The organism is Streptomyces sp. 378, from assembly GCF_030124145.1.
In the GTDB taxonomy this organism is placed as follows: Bacteria; Actinomycetota; Actinomycetes; order Streptomycetales; family Streptomycetaceae; genus Streptomyces.
Genome location: NZ_JASKMS010000047.1, coordinates 12,211 through 28,094, shown reverse-complemented (window position 1 = coordinate 28,094; position 15,884 = coordinate 12,211). Strand labels below are relative to the sequence as shown.

16 protein-coding genes and 1 pseudogene are annotated in these 15,884 nt (G+C 70.8%); 10 read left to right on the top strand and 7 right to left on the bottom strand.

Features of this window, described 5'->3' with window-relative positions:
* Positions 1–65: 65 nt before the first annotated feature.
* Together QNO09_RS40145 and QNO09_RS37195 are read right to left on the bottom strand one after the other, a co-directional pair.
* Positions 66–200, bottom strand: a pseudogene (locus QNO09_RS40145) (TOBE domain-containing protein); the annotation flags it as partial.
* 96 nt (positions 201–296) lie between these two features.
* A complete protein-coding gene (locus QNO09_RS37195) occupies positions 297–692 on the bottom strand; it encodes a TOBE domain-containing protein (RefSeq protein WP_283974658.1) in 396 nt (131 codons plus the stop codon).
* Between the two features lie 126 nt (positions 693–818).
* On the opposite strand from QNO09_RS37195, the gene QNO09_RS37190 reads away from it, so the two are divergent.
* From QNO09_RS37190 to QNO09_RS37165, 5 genes are all read left to right on the top strand, one after another.
* Positions 819–1,415 (top strand): DUF1707 SHOCT-like domain-containing protein, encoded by a 597-nt coding sequence (locus tag QNO09_RS37190; RefSeq protein WP_283974657.1) that lies wholly within the window; start codon positions 819–821, stop codon positions 1,413–1,415.
* Positions 1,416–2,187: 772 nt separating this feature from the next.
* The gene (locus QNO09_RS37180; protein WP_283974656.1) at positions 2,188–3,480 is read left to right on the top strand and encodes an extracellular solute-binding protein; all 1,293 of its coding nucleotides are present in this window, start codon (positions 2,188–2,190) and stop codon (positions 3,478–3,480) included.
* Positions 3,481–3,486: 6 nt separating this feature from the next.
* Positions 3,487–4,485 carry a carbohydrate ABC transporter permease gene (locus QNO09_RS37175; protein WP_283974655.1) on the top strand — a complete coding sequence of 333 codons (999 nt, stop codon included), beginning with the start codon at positions 3,487–3,489 and terminating at the stop codon, positions 4,483–4,485.
* A gap of 74 nt (positions 4,486–4,559) precedes the next feature.
* Positions 4,560–5,324 (top strand): carbohydrate ABC transporter permease, encoded by a 765-nt coding sequence (locus tag QNO09_RS37170; RefSeq protein WP_451523866.1) that lies wholly within the window; start codon positions 4,560–4,562, stop codon positions 5,322–5,324.
* 58 nt (positions 5,325–5,382) lie between these two features.
* On the top strand, positions 5,383–6,432 hold the full coding sequence (locus QNO09_RS37165) for an endo-1,4-beta-xylanase (protein ID WP_283974653.1): 1,050 nt from the start codon (positions 5,383–5,385) through the stop codon (positions 6,430–6,432).
* A 61-nt stretch (positions 6,433–6,493) separates the two neighbouring features.
* On the opposite strand, the gene QNO09_RS37160 is transcribed toward QNO09_RS37165, so the two are convergent.
* The 3 genes from QNO09_RS37160 to QNO09_RS37150 form a co-directional block, all read right to left on the bottom strand.
* Positions 6,494–7,519, bottom strand: a complete 1,026-nt coding sequence (locus tag QNO09_RS37160) for a LacI family DNA-binding transcriptional regulator (protein WP_283974652.1) — start codon at positions 7,517–7,519, stop codon at positions 6,494–6,496.
* A 209-nt stretch (positions 7,520–7,728) separates the two neighbouring features.
* Positions 7,729–7,932, bottom strand: coding sequence for a DUF5999 family protein (locus QNO09_RS37155; RefSeq protein WP_030835828.1), 204 nt, complete (start codon positions 7,930–7,932; stop codon positions 7,729–7,731).
* 419 nt (positions 7,933–8,351) lie between these two features.
* Complete coding sequence (locus tag QNO09_RS37150) at positions 8,352–8,936, bottom strand: hypothetical protein (RefSeq protein ID WP_283974651.1); 585 nt, start codon at positions 8,934–8,936, stop codon at positions 8,352–8,354.
* A gap of 544 nt (positions 8,937–9,480) precedes the next feature.
* On the opposite strand from QNO09_RS37150, the gene QNO09_RS37145 reads away from it, so the two are divergent.
* Positions 9,481–10,998 (top strand): glutamate-cysteine ligase family protein, encoded by a 1,518-nt coding sequence (locus QNO09_RS37145; RefSeq protein WP_283974650.1) that lies wholly within the window; start codon positions 9,481–9,483, stop codon positions 10,996–10,998.
* A gap of 68 nt (positions 10,999–11,066) precedes the next feature.
* The gene (locus QNO09_RS37140; RefSeq protein WP_451523832.1) at positions 11,067–11,867 is read left to right on the top strand and encodes a CPBP family intramembrane glutamic endopeptidase; all 801 of its coding nucleotides are present in this window, start codon (positions 11,067–11,069) and stop codon (positions 11,865–11,867) included.
* 50 nt (positions 11,868–11,917) lie between these two features.
* Here QNO09_RS37140 and QNO09_RS37135 read toward each other — a convergent pair whose 3' ends face one another.
* Entirely contained in the window at positions 11,918–12,736 is an 819-nt protein-coding gene (locus QNO09_RS37135) for a PhzF family phenazine biosynthesis protein (protein ID WP_283974649.1), read from the bottom strand.
* Between the two features lie 166 nt (positions 12,737–12,902).
* Here QNO09_RS37135 and QNO09_RS37130 point away from each other — a divergent pair, with 166 nt between their 5' ends.
* Positions 12,903–13,526, top strand: a complete 624-nt coding sequence (locus QNO09_RS37130; RefSeq protein ID WP_283974648.1) for a PadR family transcriptional regulator — start codon at positions 12,903–12,905, stop codon at positions 13,524–13,526.
* A gap of 62 nt (positions 13,527–13,588) precedes the next feature.
* On the opposite strand, the gene QNO09_RS37125 is transcribed toward QNO09_RS37130, so the two are convergent.
* A complete protein-coding gene (locus tag QNO09_RS37125) occupies positions 13,589–14,017 on the bottom strand; it encodes a type II toxin-antitoxin system Rv0910 family toxin (protein WP_283974647.1) in 429 nt (142 codons plus the stop codon).
* A 223-nt stretch (positions 14,018–14,240) separates the two neighbouring features.
* Between QNO09_RS37125 and QNO09_RS37120 the strand changes: the two genes are divergently transcribed.
* Together QNO09_RS37120 and QNO09_RS37115 are read left to right on the top strand one after the other, a co-directional pair.
* Complete coding sequence (locus QNO09_RS37120; protein WP_502962396.1) at positions 14,241–14,789, top strand: Clp protease N-terminal domain-containing protein; 549 nt, start codon at positions 14,241–14,243, stop codon at positions 14,787–14,789.
* Positions 14,790–14,875: 86 nt separating this feature from the next.
* Positions 14,876–15,880 (top strand): EamA family transporter, encoded by a 1,005-nt coding sequence (locus tag QNO09_RS37115; RefSeq protein ID WP_283974645.1) that lies wholly within the window; start codon positions 14,876–14,878, stop codon positions 15,878–15,880.
* The last annotated feature ends 4 nt before the right edge of the window (positions 15,881–15,884 follow it).

The following is a 15,884-nucleotide window of genomic DNA, read 5'->3' as shown; positions in this document are numbered from 1 at the left end:
CCGGCCGACCGGTCACAGGGAGGGGCTTCGCGGTGCGGGGCCCCTTCCGCCGTTGACCGGCGCGTTCACGCGGTGGCGAGTGCCACCTCGGTCGCCTTGAGCAGGGCGACGACGGGGGTCCCGGGCGACAGCGCGAGGCCGTCCGCGGCGTCCCTGGTGATGCCGGCGGTCAGCTCCCCTCGGCCGTGACGCGGACGGACGTCATCGCGTCGCCGGCCGTGATGCCCGTGGCCGTGTTGGGGAACTGGTTGCGCCGGGTCCGATGGATGCCGTCGGAGGCGCTGAGGAGGCCCCGCTCAGACGCGGTCGATGTGGACGTTCGTCGACTTCACCCGGGCCGTCGCCTCCATGCCGACCTCCAGGCCCAGTTCCTCCACCGCCTCGCGGGTGAGCAGCGAGACGAGCCGGTGCGGACCGGCCTGGATCTCTACCTGGGCGGCGACGTCACCGAGCTTGATCGCGGTGACGATGCCGGGGAAGGCGTTGCGGGCGGAGGTGTACGGGGTGTCCTCTTCGGCGGCGCCGGACCGGGCGAGTCCGACCGAGAAGGCGGCCAGGTCCCGCCCCTCGATGACGCGGCGCCCGGCCTCGTCGCGGTGGGTCGTGATGCGGCCCGCGTCCGCCCAGCGCCGGGCGGTGTCCGGGCTCACGCCGAGCAGCCGTGCTGCCTGGCCGATCGTGTAGGACTGCATGCCGGTCACGATAGGGGTGGAGGGAGGGCGGGGCGGACGCGGGGTTGGCCGATGGGTATAACGCGATATAGCGTTAGGGGTCAGTGGGTGGGCCGGGCGGCATGCCCGGGGGTCGGGGGTGGAGTGATGGCGGCCGAGATCGCGCGGACCGGTGGATCGCCCGAGGTGCGGGCGTCGCACGCGGAACGGGACCGGACCGTGGACGTACTGCGTGTCGCCGCGGGCGAGGGTCGGCTGACGCTGGAGGAGCTGGACGAGCGGCTGGAGGCCGCGCTGTCCGCCCGCACGGTGAGTGAACTCGTCGTGCTGACGGCGGATCTGCCCGCGCCGGCCGGCCAGGCACCTGTCGGGGAGGAGGAGGTCGTCCGGATCCGGCAGGAAGGGGCCTCGACCCGGCGGGGCGACGGCTGGACGGTGCCGCGGCGGCTGGAGATCCGTTCGGCGTGGGGTGAGGTCACGCTCGACCTCACCGACGCGGTGATCACGCACGACACGCTGGACATCGACCTGGACCTGCGCGCCGGCGTCCTGAAGCTGCTGACCCGGCCGGGTGTCGTGGTGGACACCGGCGGTCTGGTGATGCGCTACTCCGAGATCAAGGCCCGCCGACCGGCCGCCGCCCCCGTCCTGCTGCGGATACGGATCACGGGTGAGATCCGCTACGGCCAGATCGTGGTGCGCCCGCCGCGCAGGGGCTTCGGCCGCAGGCGGGCGACCGCCTGACTCGCCCCACGTGCACCCTCGGCCGCCGCTTCCGGTCCGGCTCCGCCTCGCGCAGGACCTCGCGGGTCACCGGCGCGACCTCGCCCTGGCCGAACAGAAGAGGCGCAGGAGGTTGGCGAAGGGCCGCCCTCGGTCCATTCGGGCTGGTGTCCGAGGGGCGAGCAGGAGTCGACACCGGTCAGGCACATCACCCGCCACCATGGCTGACCCCGGTGCGGGGCTCCGCTTCGGCATGGGGCCCGGTGTGGCCGCCGCTCTCGCCCACGTCCGACAGGACCTCCACCATCCAGGCGCGCGGCCGGGTGGAGTGGGCCGAAGGTGGCGCGGTGAGGGGTGCTCGGTGGTGGCCGTCGACGTGCTCCCGATGTGCGGTTCGGTGATTTTCGGCCATCACCGGACGGCCGGATCAGCGTAAGCGGAGCGTGATGCCGTGGCCCGTGCGTGAGGGGACCGGGATCGTCAAGCTTCCGCTAAGACTGCCGCCGGGGCCGGCGTACCTGGGGAAACGCGAGCTGAGAGACGGGGACGGCTCTGCCTCGCGGGAGGGCGACGCCGATCCGTCGGCCGATCGACGGCCACTCTGTGTGATGGCCGTCATCCACGTCTCGTAACGTTCGTGCAGCGTTCCGAATGTTTCGCCCCCCTCGTCCACTGCCTGCGTCAGTGAAAGATTCACCGTGTACAAGGGGTTGCCACCGTTTGGCCGGTGTCTCTAGGGTGCGGCAACAGCGAAGCTTTCTGAATCTCATTCGAAACTTTCGAGGAGCGCATGATGGGCGACCCCGCACTGTCCCGCCGCGGCTTCCTGGCGGCCTCCGCCGCGGCCGGTCTGGGGATGACGGCACTGACCGCATGCGGCGGGGACTCGGACGGAGGGGCGTCGGGGACGACCACGATCGAGTGGTGGAACATTTCCACCACTCAGCCCTCCAAAGACGTCTGGGCCGCCCTCGCCCGGAAGTTCGAGGCGCAGAACCCCAAGGTCAAGATAAAGATCGTCCAGATGGAGAACGACGCCTACAAGTCGAAGATGACGGCACTGACCGCCTCCGGGAAGCTGCCCGACATCTTCCACACCTGGGGCGGCGGCGTGCTGAAGCAGCAGGTCGACGCCGGCCTCGTCGAGAACCTCACGGACCGCACCAAGCCATGGGCCGACGCCCTGCTGCCGGTCGCCAGGGAGCCGTACCTCATCGACGACCAGACCTACGGCATCCCGTTCGACATCGGCATGATCGGCTTCTGGTACAACAAGGCGCTCTTCAAGAAGGCCGGCATAGCCGAGCCGCCGACCACCTGGAACGGCTTCCTGGACGCCGTGCGCAAGCTCCAGGCCGCCGAGGTCACCCCGCTGGCACTGGCAGGCAAGGAGAAGTGGCCCGGCATGTACTACTGGGCCTACCTGGCGATGCGCACCGCCGGCGCCGAGGCGCTCCAGAAGGCCTACGACGCCAAGGACTTCACCGGTGCGCCCTTCGTGGAAGCGGGCGAGCACCTGAAGGAACTCGTCGGCCTCCAGCCCTTCCAGAAGGGATACCTGGGCGCCGCCTACTCCACCCCCACCGGCCAGGCCGCCACCGTCGGCAACGGCAAGGCGGCGATGGAGCTCATGGGCCAGTGGGCGCCCACGGTTCAGGCCGACGCGGGCAAGGGCCTCGGCAAGGACCTCGGATTCTTCCCGTTCCCCGCGGTCGAGGGCGGCAAGGGCGCCATCACGGAGGTGTTCGGCGGAGGCGGCGGGCACGCGCTGCGCCGGGGCGCCCCGCAGGCGGCCGTCGACTTCCTCGAGTTCTTCGCGTCCGAGGCCACCGACCTCGAACTGGTCAAGAAGACCGGTGTCCTTCCCGTGGTGCCCGCGGCCGAAAGCGCCATCGCCGACCCCAACATCAAGGCGGTTCAAGCCCAGTTGAAGGCGGCCACCGGTTTCCAGCTCTATCTGGACCAGGCGTACGCGCCCGCCGTCGGCCAGGAGGTCAACGACAGCGTGGCCGCGCTCATCGCCGGTTCCAAGTCGCCCGGGCAGGTCGCCCAGTCGATCACGAAGACCGCGAAGGAAGAGCAGTAGCCGGCGATGACCTCCACGTTCCTGCCGGACAAACGGACCGGTACCGGTGGCGGTGCCCCGCCCCCGGCCGCGGACCGGCCCACCGGGCGGGCCCGGCGGCGCGCACTGCACTGGCTCACCGCGGCCGGCTTCCAGCTCCCGGCCCTGGTGCTGTTCGCCGGACTCGTGCTGCTGCCGATGCTGTTCGCCCTCTACGCCGCGTTCTTCCGCTGGGGCGGCTTCGGCATGCCGTCCGACTACATCGGCGGCGAGAACTTCACCCGGCTCTTCCAGGACGACGTCTTCCTCGGCGACCTGTGGCGTTGCCTGGTCCTCGTGGTGCTGTCGCTCGCCGTCCAGCTGCCGTTCGCGCTCGCCATGGCCGTCCTGCTCAACCAGCGGATGCGCGGGCGGGCGGTGTACCGGATGCTGTTCTTCGCCCCGTACGTCCTGTCCGAGGCCATCACCGGAATCCTCTTCGGCATGATCTTCGCCCCGGACGACGGTTTCGCCGACCAGGTCCTCGACAGGATCGGGCTGGCGGGGCTGGGCGGCGAGTGGTTCGCGGATCCGTCCACCGTCATGGCGACCCTGTTCCTGGTCATGACCTGGAAGTACTTCGGCTTCCACATGATGCTGTACCTGGCCGGACTGCAGGCGGTCCCCCGGGAACTGACCGAGGCGGCGCTCATCGACGGGGCGAGTGCCTGGCAGCGGTTCCGCAATGTCACCCTGCCCCTGCTCGCGCCCACCCTGCGCATCAGCGTCTTCCTGTCGGTCATCGGGGCGATCCAGCTCTTCGACCTGGTGTGGGTCACCACCGCGGGCGGCCCCGACCACCACTCCGAGACCATGGCCGTGACCATGTTCCAGTACGGCTTCAAGCGCTACCAGGTCGGCTACGCCAGCGCGATCAGCGTGGTCATGTTCGGCATCAGCCTCGTCTTCGCCCTCGCCTACCAGCGGTTCGTCCTCCGGCGCGACCTGGAAGGGGCCACCACGACCATGCGGGGTGACGCGAAGTGAACACCAGTCAGAAGACGCGTGGGGGCGGCAGGACCTGGGGCCTGCACCTCGTACTGACCGTCGTCGGAGCGGTCATGGCCGTCCCCCTGCTCTACGCCGTGCTCTCCGGCTTCAAGTCCACCGACGAGCTCTCCCGCAACCCGGTCGGTCTGCCCGAGTCGTGGGTGACCTCCAACTACACCCAGATCCTCGGCTCGGGGGACTTCTGGCGGCTGATCGGCAACAGCACGCTGATCGCGGTGGGCACGACCGTCCTGATCGTCGCGGTCTCCGCCCTGTCGGCCTTCTCCTTCGCGCGGTTCGCCTTCCGTGGCCGCGAGGCGCTGTTCACGTTGTTCACCATGGGGCTGATGTTCCCGTTCGCGGTGGCGGCCCTGCCGCTGTTCCTGCTGCTGCGCTCCCTGAACCTGCTGGACAACCCGCTCGGCGTGATCCTCCCGCAGGCCGCCTTCGGGCTGCCCATGACGATCATCATCCTGCGGGGCTTCTTCCGGCAGATCCCCGGCGAGCTGGAGGAGGCGGCCACACTCGACGGGTGCAGCTCGTTCGGCTTCTTCTGGCGGGTGCTGCTGCCCATGGCGCGGCCCGCGCTCGGCACCGTCTCCGTGCTGGCCGTCGTCACCAGCTGGAACAACTTCTTCCTGCCGCTGCTGGTGTTCACCGACGCGCAGTGGTGGACGCTGCCGATCGGCGTCCAGCAGTTCCAGGGGCAGTACTCCGCGGAGTACGCCAAGGTCTTCGCCTATCTGGTGCTGGCCATGGTCCCCGCCCTCGCGTTCTACTCCGTCGCCGAGCGTCAACTCGTCGGAGGTCTCACCGCCGGCGCCACCAAGGGCTGACGCGCGCCGCGGACGTACGGCTCTGTTCTCGCCCATCCCCGTCGTGAGGAGTCGCACCATGCGCAAGAACCGTCTGAGACTCGTCGGCGCCGTCACGGCGCTCCTGGTCGCCGCGGGCATCGGCGCCGGCACGCCCGCCCAGGCGGGTCACCAGCAGCCCACCCTCGCCGACCTCGCCCAGCGGCACGGCCGCTACTTCGGCAGCGCCACCGACAATCCCGAGCTCGTGGACGGGCCCTACAAGGCCCTGCTCGGCAGCGAGTTCGACCAGATCACGCCCGGCAACGGCATGAAGTGGTACGCCACCGAGCCCCAGCAGGGCGTGTTCGACTTCTCCCAGGGCGACGAGATCGTGCATCTCGCCCGGGCCAACCGGCAGAAGGTGCGCGGCCACACCCTGGTCTGGCACAGCCAGCTGCCCGAGTGGATCACGAGCAGGCAGTGGACGGCCCCGGAGCTGAGAGCCGTGCTGAAGAAGCACATCCAGACCGAGGTACGGCACTACCGGGGCAAGGTATTCGCCTGGGACGTCGTCAACGAGGCGTTCAACGAGGACGGCACGTACCGGGAGTCGGTCTTCTACAAGACGCTCGGGCCCGGCTACATCGCCGACGCGCTGCGCTGGGCGCACCAGGCCGATCCACGCGTCAAGCTGTACCTCAACGACTACAACATCGAGGGGATCGGCCCGAAGAGCGACGCCTACCACCGGCTGGCCAAGGAACTGAAGGCCGCGGGCGTCCCGCTGCACGGCATCGGCTTCCAGGCCCACCTGGCCCTGCAGTACGGCTATCCGGACACCGTGGAGGACAACCTCCGCCGCTTCTCCCGGCTCGGGCTCGACACCGCCCTCACCGAGGTCGACATACGGATGCAACTGCCCGCGACGGAGGAGAAGCTGGCCCGGCAGGCCCAGTGGTACGCCGACCTGACCGAGGCGTGCCTGGCGGTCCGCCGGTGTGTCGGCATCACGCTGTGGGACTACACCGACAAGTACTCGTGGATCCCGGCGGTCTTCCCGGGCGAGGGCGCGGCTCTGCCGTGGGACGAGGAACTGCGGCGCAAGCCCGCGTACTTCGCGCTGCGTTCGGCGCTCGGGGGGCGGTAGCGGGGGTGGGCGGCGCCCTGCCGGACCGGGGGTGGCGGGGCGCCCTTCCCCGTACGGGGGCTCAGGCCGGTGGTGCGGTGCTCGCCCGTACCACCAGGTCGGTGCCGAGCTCCACGCGCGGTGAGTCCGGCTGCTCGTCGCGGGTCAGCCGGAGCACCGTGCGCACGGCCAGTTCGCCCATGTCGGCCAGGGGCTGGCGGATCGTCGTCAGGGGCGGGGCCGACCAGCGGACTTCCGGGAGGTCGTCGAAGCCGACCACGCTCATGTCCTGTGGCACCCGCAGCCCGTGCCGGCGCAATGCCTCGATCGCGCCGAGTGCCATCTGGTCGCTGGCCGCGAACAGGGCGGTCGGCGGCTCGGGCAGGCCGAGCAGCGTGGTGCAGGCGGTGAAACCGGACTCGGGGCGGAAGTCGCCGGTGACCACGAGGGACGCGTCCGGCGAGATGCCGGCGCCCTCCAGGGCGGCGCGGTAGCCGTCCAGCCGGGCCCGCGAGCACAGCAGGCGGGGCGGTCCGGCGATCAGGCCGATCCTGCGGTGTCCGAGGGACAGCAGATGCTCGGTGGCCGCCAGACCGCCCGACCAGTTCGCGGCGCCGATCGTGGGGGCGTCCAGGGAGGGCGACCCCGCCGGATCGACGACCACCAGGGGCACGCCCAGGATCCGCAGCTCTTCGTGCAGCGTCGGGTCCAGGGCCGAGGTGACGAGGATGACGCCGTCGGAGGCGCGGGCCCGCAGATTGCGCATCCACTCGCGGGCGTCACCCGACCGCCCGTGGATGGCCGACACCACCGTGCCGACCCCGGCCGCGTGCGCGACCTCCTCGACCCCCCGGATGATCTCCACGGCCCAGGGGCTGTCGAGGTCGTCGAAGACCAGGTCGAGCAGGGCGGCACGGGTGCCGGGAGCCGTGGGGCGCTTGCGGTAGCCGTGCCGGCGCAACAGGTCCTCGACGCGGGCCCGGGTCTGCGGCGACACGTCGGACCGGCCGTTGACGACCCGGGACACGGTCGGTACGGACACGCCGGCCTGCCGGGCGATCTCCGTGATCGTGACCTTGCCCCCGGCGCCGGCCTCACGTGCTCCCACTTGCCCACCTCCGTCGACGGGTGACCGCGAAACTTCCAGGAGTCTTCCGGAAGTGGGGCCCCTGTGGGAAGGCGCACGAGCCGGGAACGGCACGTGGCCGCGGGTGACGGAAAGTGACGACCCCCGCATATGCCTCGGGGCTGGTGCGCGGGGTGTCCCGCGGCCGGCCCCTCATCTCTGCCGGCGGGGCGTCTCCCCGCCGAACGGCCTCAGGCGGCCGTCATCACCTGGCCCGCCAGCGGACGGTGCGGCGCGATGGCCCGGCCGTCCGGCAGGAGCTCGCCGGTGTCCTCGAAGAGCACCACGCCGTTGCACAGCAGGCTCCATCCCTGTTCCGGGTGGTGCGCCACGAGGCGGGCGGATTCCCGGTCGGCGGAGTCGGCTGAGGGGCACTGGGTCTGGTGCTGGCACATGGGTGGGTTCTTTCGCTGGGTAGAGATGGACGATGAGACTGCGTCGGTCGAGTCGGTCGTGTCTGTTCCGCGGCTAGAAGTGTCGTTCATGGCCGCCCCCCGTTGTGATAAGTCGTCGGAACCCAGTGTTGCCCCACGGGCGTCGATCCGCAGGGATTTCGCGTCACGGCTTCTCACAGGTTCATGACGCGTCACCCGCGTGGACGGTTCATCCCAACTGGGCCGTCCCTTCGGGTGGTTCGCAGTGGCCGGATAGGGCTAGTCCGCCCGGGCCGACGGCAATTCCGGCTCGTACGAGCCATGAGGCGCTCCTCAGAGCGATCGCATGAGCGAAAAGACGTTCGTGTGAGCGGTCGGGTGGCACAAGAACGACCCCGCCGCCGGAGTGCGGCGACGGGGTACGGGGAGTTCGCGGCTCTTCAGGCGGGTGAGCCGAGCAGTCCGGTGGGAGCCGCCCGGTGGGTCAGCACCGGAAGCAGTTCGGCGACGCGGTGCGGACGGTGGGCCGCGATGCCGGGAGGCGCGGGCGCCAGCGGCACGAGCAGATCGGTGGCGGCGGGGTGTCCCTCGGCGCCGTCCGCGGCGCAGTCCTCGTGCAGCCAGAGCGTCAGCATGTACAGGCCGGGCACCGACAGCAGCCGGGGCTGGTACGGCTGCGGCATCGTCTCCGCCTGCCTCAGGGCGCGCTCGGTGGAGGTGATGTACGGACCCTCGAAGAAGTGCGAGAAGGCCCAGCCGTCGGCAGTCAGCATGGTCTCCGCCGCGGCCACGGCGTGGTCGCCGCAGCGGATCAGGAAGCGCCACCCGGCCAGTCGGGTCGCCGAGACGCCCTCGGCCGTGACGTGGTCGAGGACGTGCACGGGCAGCGGGAGCTCGGGTGTGGCGGGTCCCCGCGTGCCGAGCATCGAGGGAGTTCGCGCCTCGCGGACCGCGGTGGGAGAGGAGAGTGCAGTCAGGACGGAACGGAGTGCGGGCGCGGGAGCCGGAGGGACATGCAGCGGCATGGTGGGTCGCCTCTCATTCAAAGGCACGGTGGCGCGAGGGCGGGGGCGGACGGCGCTGTCAGCTCACGAGGGTCAGAAGGGCAGGGGCCGGGTCGTGAACGGGAGGAGGGGGGTGGGATCCGCGTCGCCTCGGCGGCAGGACCCGTCGACCGTGGGCGCCAACCTTCTGCCTTGTCGCGGAGTTTATACGACACGGGTTCAGACTGTGTTTCGTCTAGCCGTTTCCGGTGAGTAGAACAAGGGTACATTCGGTCGGCGATACGCGAGAATCATCCCGATTCCGAGCGGGGGTGTACGGCGATGACCTCGGTGAATGTCCGCGAGCCGGTCGGCGTATTCTTGTCGGCGTTTTTCACGAGTTCTCGGGACCCGAAACCCGTCCGGTGCGTCATGCCGAGTGAATGTGCCACTGGTCACACATGGCCAGCGTAGCGGCCGGCGGACCCGCGTGGGACGTTATCGATCGCTTTCGCTGGGCATCCTCCACCTGACCGGGACCCGGGCAGCCGGATCCCGGCCCGCATCACCGAGAAGGGACGCTTCGATGGGGGAGAAGGTCGTGGCAGGCCGGTTCGACCTGTCCGATCGCCAGCGCTACCGCGACAAGCTGCGTCAGTGTCTGACGGGCTTGGAGCGACTCCTGGCGGAGAAGCGGTTCGATCGCCCCCAGAACCTGATGGGGCTGGAGATCGAATTGAATCTCGCAGGCGCCGACGGCATGCCGAAAATGTTGAACGGGCAAGTCCTCGAACGCATCGCGAGTCGTGATTTCCAAACAGAACTCGCCATGTTCAACCTGGAAGTGAACATCCCCCCACACCGTCTGGGGGGCCGGGTATTCGACCGGCTCGCGGAGGAACTCCGTACGTCGCTGGCATATGCCGACCGAAAAGCGGGCGAGGTCGACGCCGGTATTGTGATGATCGGTATTCTGCCGACTCTCGACCGTGACGACCTGGTGTCGTCGAACCTCTCCGACGTCGACCGCTACACCCTCCTCAACGATCAGATCGTGGCCGCCCGCGGCGAGGAGTTCACCCTCGACATCGACGGGGTGGAGCACCTGAGCTGCACCTCGAAGTCCATCGCGCCCGAGGCCGCCTGCACCTCCGTGCAGCTGCACCTCCAGGTCACCCCGGCCCGCTTCGCCGACGTGTGGAACGCGGCCCAGGCGGTCGCCGCCGCGCAGATCGCCGTCGGCGCCAACTCGCCCTTCCTCTTCGGCCGCGAGCTGTGGCGCGAGTCGCGGCCCCCGCTGTTCCAGCAGTCCACCGACACCCGCCCGCCCGAGCTCCAGGCCCAGGGAGTCCGGCCGCGCACCTGGTTCGGGGAGCGCTGGGTCACGTCGGCGTACGACCTCTTCGAGGAGAACCTGCGCTACTACCCGGCCCTGCTGCCGATCTGCGACGACGAGGACCCGCTGAAGGTCCTCGACCGGGGCGGCACACCCTCGCTCGCCGAACTCGTCCTGCACAACGGCACGATCTACCGCTGGAACCGCCCGGTCTACGGCATCGCCGACGGCGTCCCGCACCTGCGCGTGGAGAACCGCGTCCTGCCGGCCGGTCCCACCGTCGTCGACGTCATCGCCAACGCGGCCTTCTTCTACGGTGTCGTGCGGGCGCTCGCGGAGGAGTCCCGGCCGGTGTGGTCCCGGCTGCCCTTCGAGGCGGCCGCCGCCAACTTCGACGCCGCGTGCAAGGACGGCATCGACGCCCGCTTCACCTGGCCCCGGCGCGGCCGGTACGGCGGCACCGCCGAGGTCGACGCCGTGAGCCTGGTCCGGGACGAGCTGCTGCCGCTCGCCGAGGCGGGGCTGGACGCCTGGGGTGTCGAGCCGGCCGACCGCGATCTGTACCTGGGCGTGATCGAGGAACGGTGCCGCCGCCGGGTGAACGGGGCGAGCTGGCAGGCCGCCACCTTCCACAAGGCACTGGACGCCGGCCTCTCCCGGGAGGACGCCCTGGCCGCCGCGACCCGGCGCTACCGCGAGCTGATGCACAAGGGAGAGCCGGTGCACAGCTGGCCGGTGGGGCTGCGGGAGCCGGTGTCGCTGGGATGACACCGCTGCCGGGGTGACATTCCGTTGCCGCCATACTGATCCGACAGGTCGGTGAAGTGGAGGCGGGTGTGCAGGCGGAGACGAGCCCGGTGGGCGATCCCGATCCGCAGCAGGGGCTCTCACGGCGAATGCTCCGCCACGAGACACTGCTCGTCCTCGCGCTCTCGCTGGGCGCGAGCGGAGTGTCCGCGCTGATCAGCTTCGTCGGGTCGGTCACCAAACCGGGCGGGCTCAAGGACCAGGCGGCCACGCTGAACGCCTCGGCCGCGCCCGGCCGGCCCTGGCTCGACCTCGCCTGGCAGCTCTTCGGCATCACCACGGCCCTCGTGCCCGTCGCACTCGTCGCGCACTTCCTGCTGCGTGAGGGCGCGAGCCTGCGCACCATCGGCTTCGACCGCACCCGGCCCTGGCCCGACCTCGGCCGCGGGGCGGCGATCGCGGCCGTCATCGGCAGCACCGGCATCGCCTTCTATCTCGCGGCCCGCGGTCTCGGCTTCAACCTCACCGTGGTGCCCGAGGCGCTGCCCGAGGTGTGGTGGAAGTACCCGGTGCTGATCCTTTCGGCGATCCAGAACGCCGTGCTGGAGGAAGTGATCGTCGTCGGCTATCTGCTGCGCCGCATGGGCCAGCTGGGCTGGACTCCGACGGCGGCGCTGGCCGGCAGCGCCGTGCTGCGCGGCTCGTACCACCTCTACCAGGGCATCGGCGGCTTCATCGGCAACATGGTCATGGGTGTCGTCTTCGTCCACCTCTACCGCCGCTGGGGGCGCGTCGGCCCGCTCGTGGTGGCCCACTCGCTGCTCGACATCGGGGCGTTCGTCGGGTACGCGCTGCTGGCGGGCAAGGTGGGCTGGCTGCCGACGGCCTGAAGCGGCGCGGAAGGGGGTGTACGACGGTGTCGTATGCCCCCTTTCTCGTCTCAGGCCATCAGGTCGCCCTCGATGACGGTGACCGCCCTGCCCGTCAGCAGGGTGCGCTCGCCCCGCAGTTCCGTGCGGACGCGGCCGGAGCGGGGTGAGGCCTGGAGTCCGGTGAGCCCCGGACGGCCCAGGCGCTCGGACCAGAACGGGGCGAGTGCGGTGTGGGCGCTGCCGGTCACCGGGTCCTCGTCGATCCCGGCGTTCGGGAAGAAGCAGCGCGAGACGAAGTCGTAGCCCCGGGCGGGGTCCTCGGCCCGGGCGGTGGCGATGACGCCGCGCTCGGAGTGGGCGGCGAGGGCCTTCAGATCGGGGCGGAGGGCGTGCACCGTCTTCTCGTCGGCGATCTCCACGAGCAGGTCGCCGACGTTCGGGCCGGTGTCGAGGACGGTGAGCGGCTCGGCTCCGAGCGCCTCGGCGAGGCCGTGGGGCGGGTCGAGGCGGGTGAGCGGGGCTGTCGGGAAGTCCATGGTGACAGAGCCGTCCGCGGTGGGGGTGGCGACCAGGACGCCGCTGCGCGTGGCGAACCGGACCGGGCCCTCGTGGGCGCCGGTCGTGTGCAGGACGTGGGCGGTGGCGAGGGTCGCGTGGCCGCACATCGCGACCTCGGTGGCCGGCGTGAACCAGCGCAGCGCCCAGTCGGCCCCGGCGCCCTCGAGCAGCGGGTGGGCGAAGGCGGTCTCGGCGTGGTTGACCTCCAGGGCGACGTTCTGCAGCCATGTGTCGTCCGGGAAGGCGTCCGCGTCGGTCAGGAGCAGGACCCCGGCCGGGTTGCCGGCGAAGGGGCGATCGGTGAAGGCGTCGACGATTCGGATCCGCATGGCCCCGACGTTAGGGCTGTGCCGAGGCCGCAGACCAAGGCCAATTCGGGAGTGGCGGCCCGGTTCCGCCGGCCGGGTGCCGCGAGCAGGTCCTTGCACGACGCGCATTACCGATATATCGTTGAAGCATCGCGACAGATCAACGATGGAATGGAGAGTGGTTGCGATGCGTACCCACGGATTCGAGCGTGGACATGGACACGGTGGCCCGCACCACGGCCGGGGCGGCTTCGAAGGGCTGCGGGCGGCCTTCGGCCCGTTCGGGCCCGGCGGCCCGGGCGGCCCCGGCTGGGGCGGACCCGGTGGGCCGGGCCCCTGGGGCGGACGAGGGCGCGGGGGCCCGAGGGGAAGGGCGCGGCGCGGTGACGTACGCGCCTCGATCCTGGCCCTGCTGAAGGACCGGCCGATGCACGGCTACGAGATGATCCAGGAGATCGCCGAGCGCAGCGGCGGGGCGTGGAAGCCCAGCCCCGGCTCGGTGTACCCCACCCTCCAGCTGCTGGAGGACGAAGGGCTGATCGTCAGCGCCTCCGAGGGCGGCAAGAAGCTGTTCTCGCTCACCGAGGCGGGCCGCGAGGCAGCCGGGGAGGGGCCCGAGGCCCCCTGGGAAGAGGCATCCCGCGGAGTCGACTGGGAGGCCCTCGGTGAGATCCGCCAGGCCGGCTTCGGTCTGATGGAGGCCTTCGGCCAGGTCTGGAAGACCGGCAGCAAGGAGCAGCGCGAGAAGGCGGTCGGCGTCATCAACGAGGCCCGCAAGAAGATGTACCTCATCCTCGCCGACGAGGACTGAAGGACGCGGGACACGAAGCGCCCCCGGATCCCTCCGGGGGCGTGTCGGCGTGCCGGGGGGTGTCAGGCCACCAGACCGTCCAGTCTGCGCAGCGACTCGTGCAGGGCTGCCGTGGCCGAGTCCTTGAGCTTGCCCGCCATCAGGGACACCGTCGCGCCCGTGAACTCACCGTCGATCCGGACCGTCGTGGCGCCGCCGTCCGGCGCGAGGGTGTAACGCGTCGCGACCGTCACCGCCATCGGGCCTTTGCCGCGGAGGGCGAGCACGCGGGCCGGTTCCAGCTCCTCGACGGTCCAGGCCACCTCGGCCGGGAAGTTCATCATCCGCATGTTCTCCAGGAACGTCGCGCCCACGGCGAGAGGCTCCGGGCCGCCCGCCGGGAAACTCGTGTGGGTCGCGTTCCACTCGCCGTACGCGGACCAGTCCGTGAGTCTCGCCCACACCTTCTCGGCCGACGCCCCGATGCGTGCCTGCGCGCTGACTTCGGCCATGCGACCACCTCTTCGTATCGGGCCGGGTGTCGCGGAACGTAGCCGCGGCGGCCGCGATGTTCAATACTGACGAACCGTCAGGCGGTTCGGTGCCTTTCCCCGGATCCGCCTGATCTCCTCCGCAAGGAGGAGATTCCGGCCACCGGCGTCCACTTTCCGTGGGACGCGAAGATGCTTCCCTCCGGGGATGACCCGGGCCCGCGGGACTGATGGGGTAGAGGATGTGCAACCCCGTAACCCCCGGCAGTCGGCCCATGAGCACGGCATTCAGCGCATGGACAACGATGCCAGGCTCAGTGACGAGCTGGCGTCGGTGGTCGGCGGTGCCCGGCGCCGGGCGGTCCGGGACGGGGACCGGCAGATCGACACCGCCCATCTGCTCCACTCGCTGCTGGAGTCCGACCCCGACGCGCGTGCCGTCATCGGTGAGGGACCGCAGATCGCGCGGCTGCTCGGTTATCTCGTCCAGCGCAGCATCGGCTACGGCCTGCGCTGGCAGAGCGGTGTGGAGGACTCCGGCGCCGTCCCCCTGATGACCGGAACGGCGGGCTTCTCTCCGCTCGCCGCCGCGTCCATGGAGTACGCCTGCGTACGCGGGGCCGAGCGCGGCGGGCCGGCCCGTGGCATCGACCTGCTCGCGGCGATCGTCGTCGACCCGCAGGCGCGCGCCGTAGAAGTGCTCGAACGGGCCGGCATCGACCCGCGCGAGGTGCATGCCCGGCTCGACGGCCGGCCCGGCGTCACCGAGGAGTGCGGCGAAGCCACGCACTGAACCGCGTGACCTCGGACCGTTCGTCCCGTCCAGGCTGTGAGACAGGTGCCATAGGGGATGACGCTCCTGTCACGGCCTGCCATCATGTGCCGGTGCGTACCTCTGACAGCAGCGCGAGCGGGCGCGGCAGGGGTGTGGGGCTCGGCCTCGCGCTCCTGTCCGCGGTCGCCTTCGGCGGATCCGGTGTCGCGGCCAAGCCGCTGATCGAGGCGGGCCTGGACCCGCTGCACGTGGTGTGGCTGCGCGTGGCCGGGGCGGCCCTGGTCATGCTGCCGCTCGCCGTGCGGCACCGGGCGCTGCTGCGCAGGCGCCCCGGGCTGCTCGCCGGGTTCGGCCTGCTCGCCGTCGCCGGTGTCCAGGCCTGCTACTTCGCCGCGCTCTCCCGGATCCCCGTCGGGGTCGCGCTGCTCATCGAGTACCTGGCACCCGCGCTCGTGCTGGGCTGGGTGCGGTTCGTGCAGAAGCGGCCCGTGACGCGTGCCGCGGCCGTCGGTGTCGTCCTCGCGGTCGGCGGACTCGCCTGTGTCGTCGAGGTCTGGTCCGGTCTCGGCTTCGACGTCCTCGGACTGCTGCTCGCGCTCGGCGCGGCCTGCTGCCAGGTCGGCTACTTCGTGCTGTCCGACCAGGGCAGCGACGCCGGGGACGAGGCACCCGACCCGCTCGGCGTCATCGCCCACGGGCTGCTCGTCGGCGCGGCCGTGCTGACCGTGGTCGCACGGCCCTGGACCATGGACTGGTCGGTGCTCCGGGGCACCGCGAGCATGGACGGCAGGCCCGTCGCCGCCCTCGTCCTGCTGGCGTGGATCGTCCTCGTCGCCACGGTCGTCGCCTACATCACCGGTGTGCTCTCCGTGCGCCGGCTCTCCCCGCAGGTCGCGGGAGTCGTGGCCTGCCTCGAGGCGGTCATCGCCACCGTCCTGGCCTGGGTCCTGCTCGGCGAGCACCTCTCGGCGCCGCAGATCGCCGGTGGGGTGATCGTGCTGGTGGGCGCGTTCATCGCGCAGTCCTCGACACCCGCCAAGGGGTCCGGTCAGCCGGTGGCGAGCGGCGGCCCGAAAAGGCAATTGTCCGGGCGCGGGACCAGCGCCTAAGGTG

Excerpts from the sequence above, each read along its gene's own strand:
- QNO09_RS37165 (WP_283974653.1), top strand. The coding sequence starts at position 5,383 with ATGCGCAAGAACCGTCTGAGACTCGTCGGCGCCGTCACGGCGCTCCTG.
- QNO09_RS37130 (WP_283974648.1), top strand. The coding sequence starts at position 12,903 with ATGCGTACCCACGGATTCGAGCGTGGACATGGACACGGTGGCCCGCAC.
- QNO09_RS37125 (WP_283974647.1), bottom strand. The coding sequence starts at position 14,017 with ATGGCCGAAGTCAGCGCGCAGGCACGCATCGGGGCGTCGGCCGAGAAG.
- QNO09_RS37155 (WP_030835828.1), bottom strand. The coding sequence starts at position 7,932 with ATGTGCCAGCACCAGACCCAGTGCCCCTCAGCCGACTCCGCCGACCGG.
- QNO09_RS37175 (WP_283974655.1), top strand. The coding sequence starts at position 3,487 with ATGACCTCCACGTTCCTGCCGGACAAACGGACCGGTACCGGTGGCGGT.
- QNO09_RS37190 (WP_283974657.1), top strand. The coding sequence starts at position 819 with ATGGCGGCCGAGATCGCGCGGACCGGTGGATCGCCCGAGGTGCGGGCG.
- QNO09_RS37145 (WP_283974650.1), top strand. The coding sequence starts at position 9,481 with ATGGGGGAGAAGGTCGTGGCAGGCCGGTTCGACCTGTCCGATCGCCAG.
- QNO09_RS37180 (WP_283974656.1), top strand. The coding sequence starts at position 2,188 with ATGGGCGACCCCGCACTGTCCCGCCGCGGCTTCCTGGCGGCCTCCGCC.
- QNO09_RS37170 (WP_451523866.1), top strand. The coding sequence starts at position 4,560 with ATGGCCGTCCCCCTGCTCTACGCCGTGCTCTCCGGCTTCAAGTCCACC.
- QNO09_RS37135 (WP_283974649.1), bottom strand. The coding sequence starts at position 12,736 with ATGCGGATCCGAATCGTCGACGCCTTCACCGATCGCCCCTTCGCCGGC.
- QNO09_RS37150 (WP_283974651.1), bottom strand. The coding sequence starts at position 8,936 with ATGCCGCTGCATGTCCCTCCGGCTCCCGCGCCCGCACTCCGTTCCGTC.
- QNO09_RS37195 (WP_283974658.1), bottom strand. The coding sequence starts at position 692 with ATGCAGTCCTACACGATCGGCCAGGCAGCACGGCTGCTCGGCGTGAGC.